The sequence below is a fragment of the Rhizobacter sp. AJA081-3 genome, assembly GCF_017795745.1.
Classification (GTDB): domain Bacteria; phylum Pseudomonadota; class Gammaproteobacteria; order Burkholderiales; family Burkholderiaceae_C; genus Piscinibacter.
Window position 1 is genome coordinate 2,107,784 of sequence record NZ_CP059067.1, and the last position, 14,260, is coordinate 2,122,043.

A 14,260-nucleotide genomic window follows, 5' to 3' on the forward strand; every position below is an offset into this window, starting at 1 on the left:
AGCGACTGAACATGAACACCCCCGCGCTTACCATCGACGAACGTTCCAACATCGAGTCGGGCTCTTGGTTCTCGAAGCTCTCGCTGCCCCTGCGCCAGGCCATCCTCGCCCGCTCGACGGTACGGCGCCTGGCCGACGGCGCCACGCTGTCGGCACGCGGCACGCCGGCACAGGAGTGGGTCGGCGTGGCCAAGGGCGCCGTGCGGGTCAGCTCGGTGTCGTTGTCGGGCAAGCAGGTCACGCTGACCTACGTCGAGCCCGGCACCTGGTTCGGCGACATCGCCCTGTTCGACGGCCTGCCGCGCACGCACGATGCCAGCGCGCATGGCGAGACCACGCTTCTGGTGGTGCGCAAGGCCGACTTCAAGGAGCTGCTCGCGCAGCACGTCGAGTTGTACGACGCGCTGCTGCGCCTGAACTGCCGGCGATTGCGCCTGATGTTCGACACCATCGAAGACCTGAACACCCGGCCGCTGGCAGCGCGCCTGGCCAAGCAGGTGCTGCTGCTGGCGCGTGCCTATGGCATCGATCAAGGCGAAGAAATCCGCATCGGGCTGCAGCTTGCACAGGAAGATCTGGCCCAGCTGCTCGGTGCCTCGCGGCAACGGGTCAACCAGGAGCTCAAGGGTTTCGAACGCGAAGGCGCGGTGCGCATCGAGCCGACGCGCCTGGTCGTGCTCTCGAAAGAGAAGCTGCTCGCCATCGCCGAGAAGTGATCTCACGCCGCGCCGGTCGCGGCTGCGGCCGGCTTGTCATTCACCGTTTCTGACCAGCCCATGGACGCCTACTCCGGAACCAAGCCCATCGCCGAGCAGCACGCCTTCGACATCGCCGTGCTGCAGGCCCATCTCGAGGAGCGCCTCGACGGCTTTCGCGGCCCGCTGACGGTCGAGCAGTTCAAGGGTGGGCAGTCCAACCCGACCTTCAAGCTGATCACTCCGGCCACCACCTACGTGATGCGCTGCAAGCCCGGGCCGGTGGCCAAGTTGCTGCCGTCCGCACACGCCATCGAACGCGAGTTCACCGTGATGCGCGCGCTGCGCGGCAGCGGCGTGCCGGTGCCGACGATGCATCTGCTGTGCGAAGACGAATCCGTCATCGGCCGCGCCTTCTACGTGATGGAGTTCGTGCAGGGCCGCGTGCTATGGGACCAGACCTTGCCGGGCCTGCCCCACACCGAACGCAGCGCGATCTACGACGAGATGAACCGCGTCATCGCGGCACTGCACAAGGTCGACGTGAGCGCCGCCGGCCTGGCCACATACGGCAAGCCTGGCAACTACTTCGACCGCCAGATCGGCCGCTGGAGCAAGCAGTACATCGCCTCGATCACCGAGCCCATCGAGGCCATGGACCGGCTGATGGAATGGTTGCCCGCGCACATGCCGGCCAGCGCGCGCGACGAGAGCCAGGTGTCGGTGGTGCACGGCGACTACCGGCTCGACAACCTCGTCTTCCACCCCACCGAGCCGCGCATCCTCGCGGTGCTCGACTGGGAACTGTCGACGCTGGGCCACCCGCTGGCCGACTTCAGCTACCACTGCATGTCGTGGCACATCCCGCCGGGATCGTTCCGCGGCATCGGTGGCGTCGACCTCGCGGCGCTGGGCATCCCCGACGAGAAGACCTACGTGCGCCGCTACTGCGAGCGCACCGGCCGGCCCGACGCCGATGCGGTGATGGCCGACTGGAATTTCTACATGGCCTACAACCTGTTCCGCATGGCCGGCATCCTGCAGGGCATCGCCAAGCGCGTCGTTGAGGGCACCGCCTCGAGCGCGCAGGCGACCTCCGCCGGCGCCGGCGCGCGGCCCCTGGCCGAAATGGGCTGGCGCATCGCGCAGTCCGCCTGACAACCCCGGAGAGACACATGGACTTCAGCTACTCGCCACGCACCCGCGAACTGCAGGCTCAACTGCAGCGCTTCATGGACGAGCACATCTACCCGGCCGAGCCGGCCTGGTGGGCCGAGATCGAGGCCAACACGGCAGCCGGCAAGCGCTGGACGCCGCTGGAGGTGATCGAGAAGCTCAAGCCGAAGGCGCGCGCCGCGGGCCTGTGGAACCTGTTCCTGCCGCCCAGCGCCGACGGCCACAAGAACACCTCCGGCAACTACGGCGTGGGCCTGTCGAACCAGGAGTACGCGCCGCTGGCCGAGATCATGGGGCGCGTGCCCTGGGCCAGCGAGGTCTTCAATTGCTCGGCGCCTGACACCGGCAACATGGAGACCATCGTCCGCTACGGCAGCGAGGAGCACAAGAAGCTCTGGCTCGAGCCCTTGCTCGACGGCAAGATGCGCAGCGCCTTCGCGATGACCGAGCCGGCAGTGGCTTCATCGGACGCCACCAACATCGAGGCGCGCATCGTGCGCGACGGCAACGACTACGTCATCAACGGCCGCAAGTGGTGGACCTCCGGCGCCGGCGACCCGCGCTGCAAGATCTACATCTTCATGGGCAAGACCGACCCGACGGCGGCGCGCCATTCGCAGCAGTCGATGATCCTGGTGCCCGCCGACACCCCGGGGGTGAAGGTGCTACGCGCCCTGCAGGTGTTCGGTTACGACGACGCGCCGCACGGCCACATGGAAGTGCTGTTCGAGAACGTGCGCGTGCCGGCCAGCAACATCCTGCTCGGCGAGGGCCGCGGCTTCGAGATCGCGCAAGGCCGCCTCGGCCCCGGGCGCATCCACCACTGCATGCGCCTGATCGGCCTGGCCGAGCGTTCGCTCGAGCTGATGTGCAAGCGCGCCACGAAGCGCGTGGCCTTCGGCCGCCCGGTGGCCGAACAGGGCGTGACGCGCGAGCGCATTGCCGAGGCGCGTTGCATGATCGACCAGGCCCGCCTGCTGACGCTCAAGGCCGCGTGGATGATGGACATGGCCGGCAACAAGAGCGCACAGGCCGAGATCGCCATGATCAAGGTCGTCGCACCGACGATGGCCTGCAAGGTGATCGACTGGGCGATGCAGGTCTATGGCGGCGCCGGCATGAGCCAGGACACGCCGCTGGCCTACTTCTACACCGCTGCGCGCACGCTGCGCTACGCGGACGGCCCGGACGAGGTGCACCACAACGCGATCGCCAAGATCGAGATCGGCAAGCACGCCTGAAACACCGGGGCTGCGTGCCGGCCCCGGCCTGCGCGGCGCAGACCGCTCAGCGCGGTTTGCTGTCGTCGAAGTTCTGCCAGGCGGTCGAGCCGGTGCTCGGCCATTCCTGGGCGCTGTCGCCCAGGTGCGCGGCGACGCGCAGTGCCTGGGCCACCGCGGTCTCGAAGAGGTCGAGTGCGATCGCCAGCGAGGCCGGGTCGGGATCGACCAATTGCGTACGCAGGTAGGCGCGCCCGCGCAAGGTCATCAGCACGAAGGGCGGGTCGTTCTGCAGCAGCGTGCCCAGCGCGCGCTCGAGGTGCAGGCCCAGCGGCCCCTCGATCCAGGCCAGGCCCGTCGGCGGCGCGCTGGCCACCATGCCGAAGTGGCTGCGCAGCACGCGGTAGCCGTTCAGGTTGAGCTTGGGGAACATCACCAGCCAGCGCATCTCCTCGGGTGACGAGGTGTCGATCTGCGTCTGCAAGCCTTCGGTGAAATTCTCGTAGGTCTGCCGCTCGAGCTGGTCCATCAGCGGCTTGGACAGCAGCAGCATCTGCAGGTCGCCGGGCAGCTTGAGCTCCATGCGGATGCGCAACTCGCGGCCGGCGATGTAGGCGCGCTGCGGCGGGCCCCATTCCATGCGCCAGGGCTTGTCGTCCAATCGCCCGTCGACGACGAAGCCCTCGCCCTCGTGCACCCGCTTGAAGTGCAGGCCGCGCTTGCCCGCCCAATCGGCCACGTCGGCCCATTCGGGAGCGGGCGCCTGGCCCGCGAAGAAGCGCTTGAACGACTCCAGCATGCCGGCGATCAATCCACTAGAGTGTCAGCAGCGGCGAGCTGCCCTGACCAGGAGAACGAGAACATGATCGAAGTGTATTCGTGGGCGACGCCGAATGGCCACAAGGTTCACATCATGCTCGAGGAGTGCGGCCTGCCGTACCGCGTGATCCCGGTGGACATCGGCGCCGGCGACCAGTTCAAGCCTGAGTTCCTGCGCATCAGCCCGAACAACAAGATCCCCGCCATCGTCGACCCCGACGGCCCGGACGGCGCGCCGATCTCTCTGTTCGAGTCCGGCGCCATCCTGCTCTACCTCGCCGGCAAGACCGGCCGATTCCTGCCTGCCGACACACGCGGCAGGTACGAGGTGCTGGAGTGGCTGATGTTCCAGATGGGCGGTGTCGGGCCGATGCTCGGCCAGGCGCACCACTTCCGCATCTATGCGCCCGAGAAGATCGCCTACGCGGTGGACCGCTACACCAACGAGGCGAAGCGCCTGTACGGCGTGATGGACCGGCGTCTGGCCAAGAGCAAGTACATCGGCGGGCCGGAATACTCGATCGCCGACATCGCCATCTTTCCCTGGCTGCGCTCCTGGAAGAACCAGGGCATCGACTGGAACGACCATCCGCACCTCAAGGGCTGGTTCGACGAGATCGGTCACCGCCCCGCGGTGCAGCGCGGCGTCGAGGTGCTGGCGAACCAGCGCAAGCCATTGATCGACGACAAGGCGCGCGAGACGCTGTTCGGCGCCACCCAGTACCAGAAGCGCTGACGGCGCCTGGCGCGGTATCGCGCCGCGGCACCACCGGTGTCGCCCGGCGCCAAGCCCGATCTTGCCCCGATGACCCGGAGTGCGCGCGGCTACGATGCCTGCGCCGCATCACGGCACCTGGGGAGAATCGATGGACTTGAGACTGGCGCTGTACGAACTCGCCGCCGAACACCGGCTGGAGGCGCGCGCTTCGCGGCGGCTCGAAGAACTGGCAGGCTTCGACCGCCAGCCCGAATCACTGTCGCGCTGGCTGCCGATCGGCATCGCGGGGCTGGCCGCGGCGCTCGGCGGGCTCGGGCTGATTTTCTGGATCGCGGCCAACTGGGAGACGCTCGGCCGCTTCGGCCGCTTCGCCGTCCTCGAAGGCGCCATCGTCGCGATGGGTCTGGGCGCCTTCTGGCGCGCCGGCGCACGCGCGGCGCTGGGGCTGGTCGCGCTGCTCGCCACGGGTGGCCTGTTCGCCTACTTCGGGCAGACCTACCAGACCGGCGCCGACCCCTGGCAGCTGTTTGCCCTGTGGGCCGCGCTCACGCTGCCGTTGTGCCTGGGGTTGCGCTCCGAACTGCTGTGGTCGCCCTGGGCGCTGGTGACGATGACGGCGATCTCGCTGTGGGTGCATGCGCACACGGGTCACCGCTGGCGCGTCGAGCCCGGTGACCTGGCCGCCCACCTGGCCGGCTGGTCCGCGGCCTTGCTGGTGCTCGGCTTCCTGAGCGCGCCGCTGCAGCGAATCACCGGCGCGGGGCCCTGGGCCTTGCGAACGGCCGCGACGCTGGCCGTGGTGATCATCACGCTGACGGCGCTGGGCGGCCTGTTCTCGCGCTCGGTCGGCACGCACTACGCTTTCGGCCTGATCGTGCTGGCGGTGGCGGCAGCGGCCTTTGCGGCGCGCCGCAGCTTCGACGTCTTCGCGCTCAGCGCCGTGGCCCTGGGGCTGAACACGCTGCTGGTGGCCGGCCTGGGCCGCCTGCTCTTCGAGAACTCGCGCGGAGGTGACGGGATCGGCAGCCTGTTCCTGCTCGGCATCGTGGCCGCCGGCCTGCTGGCCGCCAGCGTGAACGGCGTGCTGCGATTGTCTCGCCACCACGCAGCCACGGGAGCCTTGTCATGAGCCGCCATCCCCTCGATGCGGTGCTGCATGCCGGCATCTCAGAAGGCCTGCTGCCGGCCGGGGCCACCGCCCCCACCGACAACGACCGCCCCTGGCCGGTGGTGCTGCTCACCGCGCTGGGCGCCTGGCTCGCCACGCTGCCGCTGCTGGGCGTCGTCGGCATGTTGCTGGGCGACCTGATCAGCCGCAGTGCCGGGCCCTACTTCATCGGCACGCTGATGCTGGCCGGCGCAGTGGTGGTGCTGCGCTCGCGCTCGGTGCCCCTGTTCATCGAACAACTGGCCGTGCCGGCCCTGCTGGTGGGCGGCGGATCGCTGGGCTTCGGCTTGTTCCGCGACCTGCACCATACAACCGGCGCCGCCGTGCTCTGCCTCGTCTCGCTGGGCGTGGCTCTGCTGGTGCGCGGCCCCTGGCTGCGCGTGCTGCTCGGCGCGGCCGCGGCGATCCTGTTCGTCGTCGCTGGCTCGCCCTCGCGCTGGCGCTTCGACGGCGACTTTGCCCTGGACCGCTTCTGGCTCAGCTGGCACCTGGCTGCCGCCGTCTGGCTTCTTGCTCTGTGGCTGCAGCGCCAGCTGCAGGGCGACGCGGCACGAGCGCGAGCAGCGGCGGCGCTGGAGTCGATCGCCGCGGGCTGGCTGCTCGCCACGCTGGCCGGCCTGGCCTGGTGGTCCGGCATGACCTTCCTGGTGGGTGGCAGCCTGGGCGGGGGTTTCGTCGGCGAGGTGGCGCGCGAACTCGGCCGCCGGGCGCCCGCCGCGTGGTCGATGGGGATTCGGCAGGCGCTGTCCGCGGTGCTGGCGCTGGCCGGCATGGGGTGGGCCGTGCGAGGCTGGCCGGGCCTGGGCCGGCCCGCCTACGCCGGTGTCGGTGCGGTGCTGGTCGCTCTGGCCTGGTTCATGCCGGCGCTCGGAGCCGTGCTGCTCGCGTTGGCGGTCTGTGCCACCAGTGCGCGCTGGCGGCTGGCTACGGCGGCCGGCGTGGCCGCGGCCTGGATCGTCGGCGCCTTCTACTACCAGCTCGACTGGCCGCTGGCGACCAAGGCCGCCGTGCTGGTGGGCGCCGGCGCGGTGCTCGGTGCGCTGGGATGGTGGGCGGGCACGGCCCACCGGGCTGGCCAGGCCACACCGGCAGCGCCCGAGAACCGGGGCGGCGCTTCGGCGCGCTGGGGCATCGCCGCCAGCGTCGTCGCCGTGCTGGCCGTCGCCAACGTGGGCATCTGGCAGAAGGAGGACCTGATCGCGCATGGCCGGCCGGTGTACGTCGAGCTCGCACCGGTGGACCCGCGTTCGCTGATGCAGGGCGACTTCATGCGCCTGAACTTCCGCATGCCTGGCGAGGTGCAGTCGCGGCTGGACGGCCTGACGAGCAGCCAGCGGCCGCGCATGATTGGCCGCCGCGACGAGCGCGGCGTGGCCACCCTCGTGCGCCTGGACGACGGCACCGCGCTGGCCACCGAGGAGTTCCGTTTCGAACTCACGCCCAAGGACGGCCGCTGGATCCTGGTCAGCGACGCCTGGTTCTTCCGCGAGGGCGAAGCGCAGCGCTGGCAGCCGGCGAAGTACGGGGAGTTCCGCGTCGATGCGAACGGCAAGGCCTTGCTGGTGGGCCTGCGCGGGCCGAACCTCGAAGCGCTGTGACGTGAACCGTGCGCTCAGGCGCCGCCGTCGCCGTCCGCGGCAGGTTCGAGCGTCTCGACCAGTTCGTCGAGCACGGCATAGAGCCGCTGCAGCAGCGGCGCACCGACCTGCCCCTCCAGCTCGGCATAGGCTGCTTCGACCTGCGGCGCCATGCGCACCGCCAGCGTTCGGCTCTTCGCCGTCAGCGAGACCCGCAGGCGGCGCTGGTCGTGGTCCAGGCGCTCGCGCGTCACGAAACCCAGTTCCTCCATGCGCGCCAGCACGCCGGCCAGACTCGGGCTGGAGATGCCGCACACCGCGACGATCTCGCGCGGCTCCAGCGGCCCCGTCTCGAGCAGCGCCCGCACGATGCGCCACTGCTGCTCGGTGATGCCGTTCGCGTTGAGCAGCGGGCGAAAGCGGCCGATCACGCGCTCGCGCGCCTGCAGCAGCAGCAGAGGCAGGTTGCGGTGCTTGAACCCGGGGGCGGCGCGGGCGCGGCGGACAGGCGAGGCCATGGGCGGATCGTACTTGACTCGTTCACATCTGAGCGACTACATTGCTAACATCTTAGCAATCAAGTCCGGCCGCGGTCCATGTCATCGCCCTGCTCGCTCGATCTGGATTTCGCGCCCTGGCGGCTCTCCGGGGTGGTGATCGGCACGCTGCTGAACGATCCGGCCTCGCTCGCCGCGATCGGCGATGCCGTGAACGCCCCGCCCTACAAGGCGCCGCCGCGGGCCCCGGTGCTCTATGTCAAGCCGCGCAACACACTGGCCGCCGACGGGGCTGCCGTGGCGGTGCCTGGCGACGCCGGCCGCATGGAGATCGGTGCGTCGCTGGGCATCGTCATCGGCCGCAGTGCCTGCCGCGTGAGGGCAGACGAGGCGCTGTGCTTCGTCGCTGGCTGGGTGCTGGTGGCCGACCTGTGCGTGCCGCACGGCAGCCTCTACCGGCCCAACGTCAGGCTGCGCGCACGCGACAGCTCGTGCCTGCTCGGCGTGCCGGTGCCGCGCGACACGCTGGCCGACGCCGATGCGCTGCAGATCCGCATCTCGGTGGGCGACCGCCCGGCCCATGTCGCCCGCACGGCCGGCATGACCCGCCCGGTGGCGCAACTGCTGCAGGACGTCACCGAGTTCATGACGCTGCACGCCGGCGACGTGCTCATGCTGGGCGTGGCGGCCGGCGCGCCGCAGGGTGGTGCCGACGAATCCTTCGCCATCGACTGCGACGGGCTGGGCCGCCTGCACGGCCGGCTGGTCGCCGAGACCGAAGAGTCCAGTGCATGAAGACCGCCCGCGTCGCCTACGCCGGCGCCCTTCACGAGGCGCACCCGCACGAGCGTGGCCTGCAACTCGCCGACGGCCGCGTGCTCGCCGAGCACGAGGTGGTGTGGCTGCCGCCCTTCGAGGTCGGCACGATCATCGCGCTGGGCCTGAACTATGCCGATCATGTGAAGGAACTCGCCAAGGAGCTGACCGTCACGTCCAAGGACGAGCCGCTGGTGTTCCTCAAGGGCCCCGGATCGCTGATCGGCCACCGCGGCGTGACGCGCCGCCCGCGCGGCGTGGCCTTCATGCACTACGAGTGCGAGCTCGCCGTCGTCATCGGCAAGACTGCACGGCAGGTGTCGCGCGGCGAGGCGATGCGGCACGTGGCCGGTTACACCGTGTGCAACGACTACGCCGTGCGCGACTTCCTCGAGAACTGGTACCGCCCCAACCTGCGCGTGAAGAATCGCGATGGCGGCACCGTGCTCGGGCCCTGGTTCGTCGACGCTGCCGACGTGCCCGACCCTCACGCGCTGGCCTTGCGCACGCGGGTCAACGGCGTGGTGACGCAGCAAGGAAACACCTGCGACATGATCGACGACATCCCGGCGCTGATCGAGTACCTCAGCGGCTTCATGACGCTGCAGCCCGGCGACGTGATCCTCACCGGCACGCCCGACGGCGTGGTCAACGTCAACGAGGGCGACGAGGTGGTGACCGAGATCGACGGCATCGGCCGGCTCGTCAACACCATCGTCGGCGACGAGATCTTCGGCCGCTGAGCGCGGCCGCCAGGAGCCCCCTTCCATGCACATCCAGCACCTGATCGACGGCAAGCCGGTGGGCAGCCGCGGCCGCTTCGAGTCCCTCAACCCGGCCACGCAGGAGGTGCTGGGCGAGGTGGCGCAAGGCGGTGCCGCCGAGGTCGATGCCGCAGTGGCCGCGGCGAAGGCCGCCTTCCCGAAGTGGGCCGGACTGCCCGCCACCGAGCGCGCGAAGCTGATGCGCAAGCTCGGCGAACTGATTGCCGCGCACGTGCCGGAGATTGCGCGCACCGAGACGCAGGATACGGGCCAGGTGATCGCGCAGACCGGCAAGCAGCTGGTGCCGCGCGCCGCCGACAACTTCCACTACTTTGCCGAGATGTGCGTGCGCGTGGACGGCCACACCTACCCGACGCCCACGCACCTGAACTACACGCTGTACCACCCGGTGGGCGTGTGCGCGTTGATCAGCCCGTGGAACGTGCCCTTCATGACGGCGACCTGGAAGGTCGCGCCGGCGCTGGCCTTCGGCAACACCGCCGTGCTGAAGATGAGCGAACTCTCGCCGATGAGCGCGGCGCGCCTGGGCGAGCTGGCGCTGGAGGCCGGCATCCCGGCCGGCGTGCTCAACATCGTGCACGGCTACGGCCGCGAAGCCGGCGAGCCGCTGGTCGCCCACCCCGACGTGCGCGCCATCTCCTTCACCGGCAGCACCGTCACCGGCAACCGCATCGTGCAGGCCGCGGGGCTGAAGAAGTTCAGCATGGAGCTTGGCGGCAAGAGCCCCTTCGTGGTCTTCGACGACGCCGATCGGGCCCGCGCTCTCGACGCCGCCGTGTTCATGATCTTCAGCAACAACGGCGAGCGTTGCACGGCGGGCAGCCGCATCCTCGTGCAGAAGTCGATCTATGCCGACTTCGCGGCGAAGTTCGCCGAGCGCGCGAAGCGCATCACGGTGGGCGACCCGCTGGACGAGAAGACGATCATCGGCCCGTTGATCAGCCAGGCGCATCTTGCCAAGGTGCGCCACTACATCGAGCTGGGCCCGAAGGAAGGCGCCACGCTGCTGTGCGGCGGGCTGGAGGCACCCGATCTGCCGGCGCACCTGAAGCGCGGCAACTTCGTGCGGCCGACCGTATTCGCCGACGTCGACAACCGCATGAAGATCGCCCAGGACGAGATCTTCGGCCCGGTGGCCTGCCTGATCCCCTTCGACGACGAGGCCGACGCGATCCGCATCGCCAACGACATCGCCTATGGCCTGTCGAGCTATGTGTGGACCGAGAACCTCGGCCGCGCGCACCGCGTGGCGGCGGCCATCGAGGCCGGCATGTGCTTCGTCAACAGCCAGAACGTGCGCGACCTGCGCCAGCCTTTCGGCGGCACCAAGGCCAGCGGCACCGGACGCGAGGGCGGCACCTGGAGCTACGAGGTGTTCCTCGAGCCGAAGAACGTTGCGGTGTCGCTGGGCTCGCACCACATTCCGCACTGGGGGGCCTGAGCATGGGCACGCTGGCACTCGCCGCCAAGATCACCCACGTCCCGTCGATGTACCTCAGCGAGCTCGACGGCCCGCGCAAGGGCACGCGGCAGGACGCGATCGACGGGCACAAGGAGATCGGCCGCCGCTGCCGCGCGCTCGGCGTCGACACCATCGTCGTGTTCGACACGCACTGGCTGGTCAACGCCAACTACCACGTCAATTGCGCGCCGCACTTCAGGGGCCTGTACACGAGCAACGAGCTGCCACACTTCATCTCCAACCTGGGCTACGAGTTCCCGGGCAACCCGGCACTCGGCCAATTGCTCGCCAAGGTGGCCAATGAGATGGGCGTGGAGACGCTGGCGCATGAGCGCACCACGCTCGCGCCGGAGTACGGCACGCTAGTGCCGATGCGCTACATGAACGAGGACCAACACTTCAAGGTGGTGTCGGTGTCGGCGCTGTGCCAGGCGCACTACCTGAACGACAGCTCGCGGCTGGGCTGGGCGATGCGACGCGCGGTGGAGAAGCACTACGACGGCACGGTGGCCTTTCTCGCGAGCGGGTCGCTTAGCCACCGCTTCGCGCAGAACGGCCTCGCGCCGGAGTTCGCCTTCAAGATCTGGAGCCCCTTCCTGCAGGCGCTGGACCACGAGGTGGTCGAGATCTGGAAGCGCGGCGACTGGAAGACCTTCTGCGGCATGCTGCCCGAGTACGCCGCCAAGGGCCACGGCGAAGGTTTCATGCACGACACCGCGATGTTGATGGGCGCGCTCGGCTGGAGCGACTACGACGCGCCGGTGGAGATCGTCACGCCCTACTTCGGCGCCTCCGGCACCGGGCAGATCAACGCCGTGTTCCCCGTCACGCCGCAGTCGGGCGCGGCGATCCCGGCGCCCGTCGCGTCCAGCGCCGAGGGCTACACCTCGATCGCCACGCGGCTGTGAACGAGAAGCCGCCATGCCGCACCTCGTCATCCTCTACACGCCCAACCTCGAGCCCGAGACCGACATGACGGCACTGTGCCGCACGCTCGCCGATGCGATGCTGTCGGTGCGCGACGAGGCCGGCGCACAGGTCTTCCCGACCGGCGGCACGCGCGTGCTGGCCTACCCTGCAACGCATTTCGCAGTGGCCGACGGCTCGGGCGACCACGCCTTCTGCTGGTTCAACCTGCGCATGGGCCGCGGCCGCAGCGAGGCCACGCAGCGCGCCGCCGGGCAGGCGCTCGCCGACGCGGCGAAGCGGCATTTCGCACCCGTGCTGGCACGCCGCCCGGTCGGGCTGACGCTGCAGGTGGACGTCGGCGACGAAGTGTTCGACGCCAAGTTCGGCAACCTCCATCCGCTGTTCGCCAAGGGCTGAGCCATGCTCGACACCGCCACCATCAGCGCGCTGGCGCGCCAGCTCTACGACGCGCGCAAGGCGCGCACGCCGCTGCGCCACTTCTCGCGGCAGCACCCGCAGATGAGCATCGACGACGGCTACGCGATCCAGCGCGCCTGGGTGGCGCTGGAGCTGGCCGACGGCCGCTGCATCCAGGGCCGCAAGATCGGCCTGACCTCGCGCGCGATGCAGCTGTCCAGCCAGATCGACGAGCCGGACTACGCGCCGCTGATGGACGACATGTTCTTCGCGCAGGGTGGCGACATCCCCATCGAGCGATTCATCGCACCGCGTGTCGAGGTCGAGCTCGCCTTCGTGCTCGGCCGGCCGCTGCAGGGCCCGGGCACGACGCTGTTCGACGTGCTCGCCGCCACCGACTACGTCTGCCCGGCGCTGGAGATCATCGACGCGCGCATCGAGCAGTTCGATCGCGAGACGAAGGCGCCGCGCAAGGTGTTCGACACCATCAGCGACTTCGCCGCCAACGCCGGCATCGTGCTCGGCGGGCGGCCGGTGAAGCCCGACGCGCTGGACCTGCGCTGGGTCGGCGCGATGTTGTTCAAGAACGGCGTGATCGAGGAGACGGGCCTGGCCGCCGGCGTGCTGAACCATCCCGCCACCGGCGTGGCCTGGCTGGCCAACAAGATCGCGCGTCACGACGAGCGCCTGAACGCCGGCGACGTGGTGCTGGCCGGCTCCTTCACGCGCCCCACTCCCGCCGTGGCGGGCGACTGCATCCACGCCGACTACGGCCCGTTGGGCACCGTGTCCTTCCGATTCGCCTGAGGAGCCGCCATGACTTCGCCTGCCCCCGCCTTCGCCCGCCCGGAGCGCTTCAGCGCCGCCGAATGGGATGCCCGCGTGCAGCTCGCCGCCGCATACCGCATCTTCGACCACCTGGGCTGGACCGAGCTGATCTACAACCACCTGTCGCTGCGTGTGCCCGGCGAGGACGGCCAGTTCCTCGTCAACCCCTTCGGGCTGCACTACAGCGAGGTGACGGCCTCCAATCTCGTCAAGGTCGACGTCAACGGCAAGATCCTCGGCCACAGCGACTGGCCGATCAACCCGGCCGGCTTCACCTTCCATGGTGCCATCCACGCCACGCTGCCGGATGCGCACTGCGTGATGCACGTTCACACCACGCCGACGATGGCGGTGTGCTGCCTCGAGGAGGGCCTGTCCTTCACCAACTTCTACGCCGCGCAGCTGTGGGGCAAGGTGGCGTACCACGCGTTCGAGGGCATCACGGTGCACCTCGAGGAGGGCCAGCGCATCCTCGCCAGCGCGGATGGCAAGCCGGTGCTGCTGCTTCGCAACCACGGCCCGGTGGTGATCGGGCAGACGCTGCCGCAGGCCTTCGCCTACATGTGGGTGCTGCAGCGCGCCTGCGAGGTGCAGCTGGCGTCACAGGGCAAGGGGGCGCTGCGGCCGATCCCGGTGCCGGTGCTCGAGGCCTGCGTGCGCGATGCGCTGAACTTCAACCCGAAGTACGGTGCGGGCGAAGACGGCTTCACCGCGCTGCAGCGGCTGGTCGACGCGAAAGACCCGGGCTACCGCCGCTGAACCGGCCGGTCGGGCGGCCGTTTTTCGATCTCTGCCTGCTTGACCGCGTGCAATGCTTCGATATACTTAGAATTATGAATGAGCAATCCGCCGTCGCTGCGCTCGCCGCACTCGCCCAGGAAGCCCGGCTTCGCGTCTTCCGTGCACTGGTGGGCGCAGGCCCGCAGGGCATGACCCCCGGCGCGCTTTCCTCGATGCTCGACATCCCGGCCTCGACGCTCTCTTTCCACCTCAAGGAACTGGTCCATGCCGACCTCGTCCATGCCGAGCGGGAAGGACGCAACCTGCACTACCGGCCCGCCCTCGGGCAGATGAACGAACTTCTCGCCTATCTCACCGCCCACTGCTGCATGGGCCAGTCCTGTGCACCGTCCAGCGGCTCCAAGCGCCGCACCACCTGCTGACCCGGAGAAC

16 protein-coding genes are annotated in these 14,260 nt (G+C 69.4%); 14 read left to right on the plus strand and 2 right to left on the minus strand.

All coding sequences use genetic code 11. The features are described 5' to 3' along the window. Positions 1-11: 11 nt before the first annotated feature. The 3 genes from HZ992_RS10065 to HZ992_RS10075 are packed head-to-tail and all read left to right on the plus strand — an operon-like array spanning position 12 to position 3,112. Positions 12-716: a Crp/Fnr family transcriptional regulator gene (locus tag HZ992_RS10065; RefSeq protein ID WP_209386510.1), complete on the plus strand. Its 705-nt coding sequence runs from the start codon at positions 12-14 to the stop codon at positions 714-716. Positions 717-776: 60 nt separating this feature from the next. Further along, the gene (locus HZ992_RS10070) at positions 777-1,853 is read left to right on the plus strand and encodes a phosphotransferase (RefSeq protein ID WP_209386511.1); all 1,077 of its coding nucleotides are present in this window, start codon (positions 777-779) and stop codon (positions 1,851-1,853) included. 17 nt (positions 1,854-1,870) lie between these two features. Next, positions 1,871-3,112, plus strand: coding sequence for an acyl-CoA dehydrogenase family protein (locus HZ992_RS10075; protein ID WP_209386512.1), 1,242 nt, complete (start codon positions 1,871-1,873; stop codon positions 3,110-3,112). Positions 3,113-3,158: 46 nt separating this feature from the next. On the opposite strand, the gene HZ992_RS10080 is transcribed toward HZ992_RS10075, so the two are convergent. Then, positions 3,159-3,890 (minus strand): hypothetical protein, encoded by a 732-nt coding sequence (locus tag HZ992_RS10080; protein WP_209386513.1) that lies wholly within the window; start codon positions 3,888-3,890, stop codon positions 3,159-3,161. A 63-nt stretch (positions 3,891-3,953) separates the two neighbouring features. Between HZ992_RS10080 and HZ992_RS10085 the strand changes: the two genes are divergently transcribed. From HZ992_RS10085 to HZ992_RS10095, 3 genes are all read left to right on the plus strand, one after another. Beyond that, positions 3,954-4,646 (plus strand): glutathione S-transferase N-terminal domain-containing protein, encoded by a 693-nt coding sequence (locus HZ992_RS10085; protein WP_209386514.1) that lies wholly within the window; start codon positions 3,954-3,956, stop codon positions 4,644-4,646. A gap of 130 nt (positions 4,647-4,776) precedes the next feature. After that, a complete protein-coding gene (locus HZ992_RS10090; protein ID WP_209386515.1) occupies positions 4,777-5,757 on the plus strand; it encodes a DUF2157 domain-containing protein in 981 nt (326 codons plus the stop codon). Continuing rightward, positions 5,754-7,394, plus strand: coding sequence for a GDYXXLXY domain-containing protein (locus HZ992_RS10095; protein WP_209386516.1), 1,641 nt, complete (start codon positions 5,754-5,756; stop codon positions 7,392-7,394). Before HZ992_RS10090 ends, HZ992_RS10095 begins: the two co-directional genes overlap by 4 nt. Before the next feature lie 14 nt (positions 7,395-7,408). Here HZ992_RS10095 and hpaR read toward each other — a convergent pair whose 3' ends face one another. After that, a complete protein-coding gene (gene hpaR, locus HZ992_RS10100; RefSeq protein WP_209386517.1) occupies positions 7,409-7,891 on the minus strand; it encodes a homoprotocatechuate degradation operon regulator HpaR in 483 nt (160 codons plus the stop codon). Between the two features lie 78 nt (positions 7,892-7,969). Here hpaR and HZ992_RS10105 point away from each other — a divergent pair, with 78 nt between their 5' ends. The 8 genes from HZ992_RS10105 to HZ992_RS10140 all read left to right on the plus strand — a co-directional run bounded on the left by HZ992_RS10105 (position 7,970) and on the right by HZ992_RS10140 (position 14,250). Further along, positions 7,970-8,665, plus strand: a complete 696-nt coding sequence (locus tag HZ992_RS10105) for a fumarylacetoacetate hydrolase family protein (RefSeq protein WP_209386518.1) — start codon at positions 7,970-7,972, stop codon at positions 8,663-8,665. Continuing rightward, positions 8,662-9,429 carry a fumarylacetoacetate hydrolase family protein gene (locus HZ992_RS10110; RefSeq protein WP_209386519.1) on the plus strand — a complete coding sequence of 256 codons (768 nt, stop codon included), beginning with the start codon at positions 8,662-8,664 and terminating at the stop codon, positions 9,427-9,429. The genes HZ992_RS10105 and HZ992_RS10110 overlap by 4 nt, the downstream gene beginning before the upstream one ends. 25 nt (positions 9,430-9,454) lie before the next feature. Beyond that, entirely contained in the window at positions 9,455-10,912 is a 1,458-nt protein-coding gene (gene hpaE, locus HZ992_RS10115) for a 5-carboxymethyl-2-hydroxymuconate semialdehyde dehydrogenase (RefSeq protein WP_209386520.1), read from the plus strand. Between the two features lie 2 nt (positions 10,913-10,914). Further along, the gene (gene hpaD, locus HZ992_RS10120) at positions 10,915-11,841 is read left to right on the plus strand and encodes a 3,4-dihydroxyphenylacetate 2,3-dioxygenase (RefSeq protein WP_209386521.1); all 927 of its coding nucleotides are present in this window, start codon (positions 10,915-10,917) and stop codon (positions 11,839-11,841) included. 13 nt (positions 11,842-11,854) lie between these two features. Next, a complete protein-coding gene (locus tag HZ992_RS10125; RefSeq protein ID WP_209386522.1) occupies positions 11,855-12,259 on the plus strand; it encodes a 5-carboxymethyl-2-hydroxymuconate Delta-isomerase in 405 nt (134 codons plus the stop codon). Between the two features lie 3 nt (positions 12,260-12,262). Then, positions 12,263-13,066 carry a 2-oxo-hept-4-ene-1,7-dioate hydratase gene (hpaH, locus tag HZ992_RS10130; protein ID WP_209386523.1) on the plus strand — a complete coding sequence of 268 codons (804 nt, stop codon included), beginning with the start codon at positions 12,263-12,265 and terminating at the stop codon, positions 13,064-13,066. Positions 13,067-13,075: 9 nt separating this feature from the next. Beyond that, positions 13,076-13,846: a class II aldolase/adducin family protein gene (locus HZ992_RS10135; RefSeq protein ID WP_209386524.1), complete on the plus strand. Its 771-nt coding sequence runs from the start codon at positions 13,076-13,078 to the stop codon at positions 13,844-13,846. A 74-nt stretch (positions 13,847-13,920) separates the two neighbouring features. After that, entirely contained in the window at positions 13,921-14,250 is a 330-nt protein-coding gene (locus tag HZ992_RS10140) for an ArsR/SmtB family transcription factor (RefSeq protein ID WP_209386525.1), read from the plus strand. Positions 14,251-14,260: the final 10 nt, after the last annotated feature.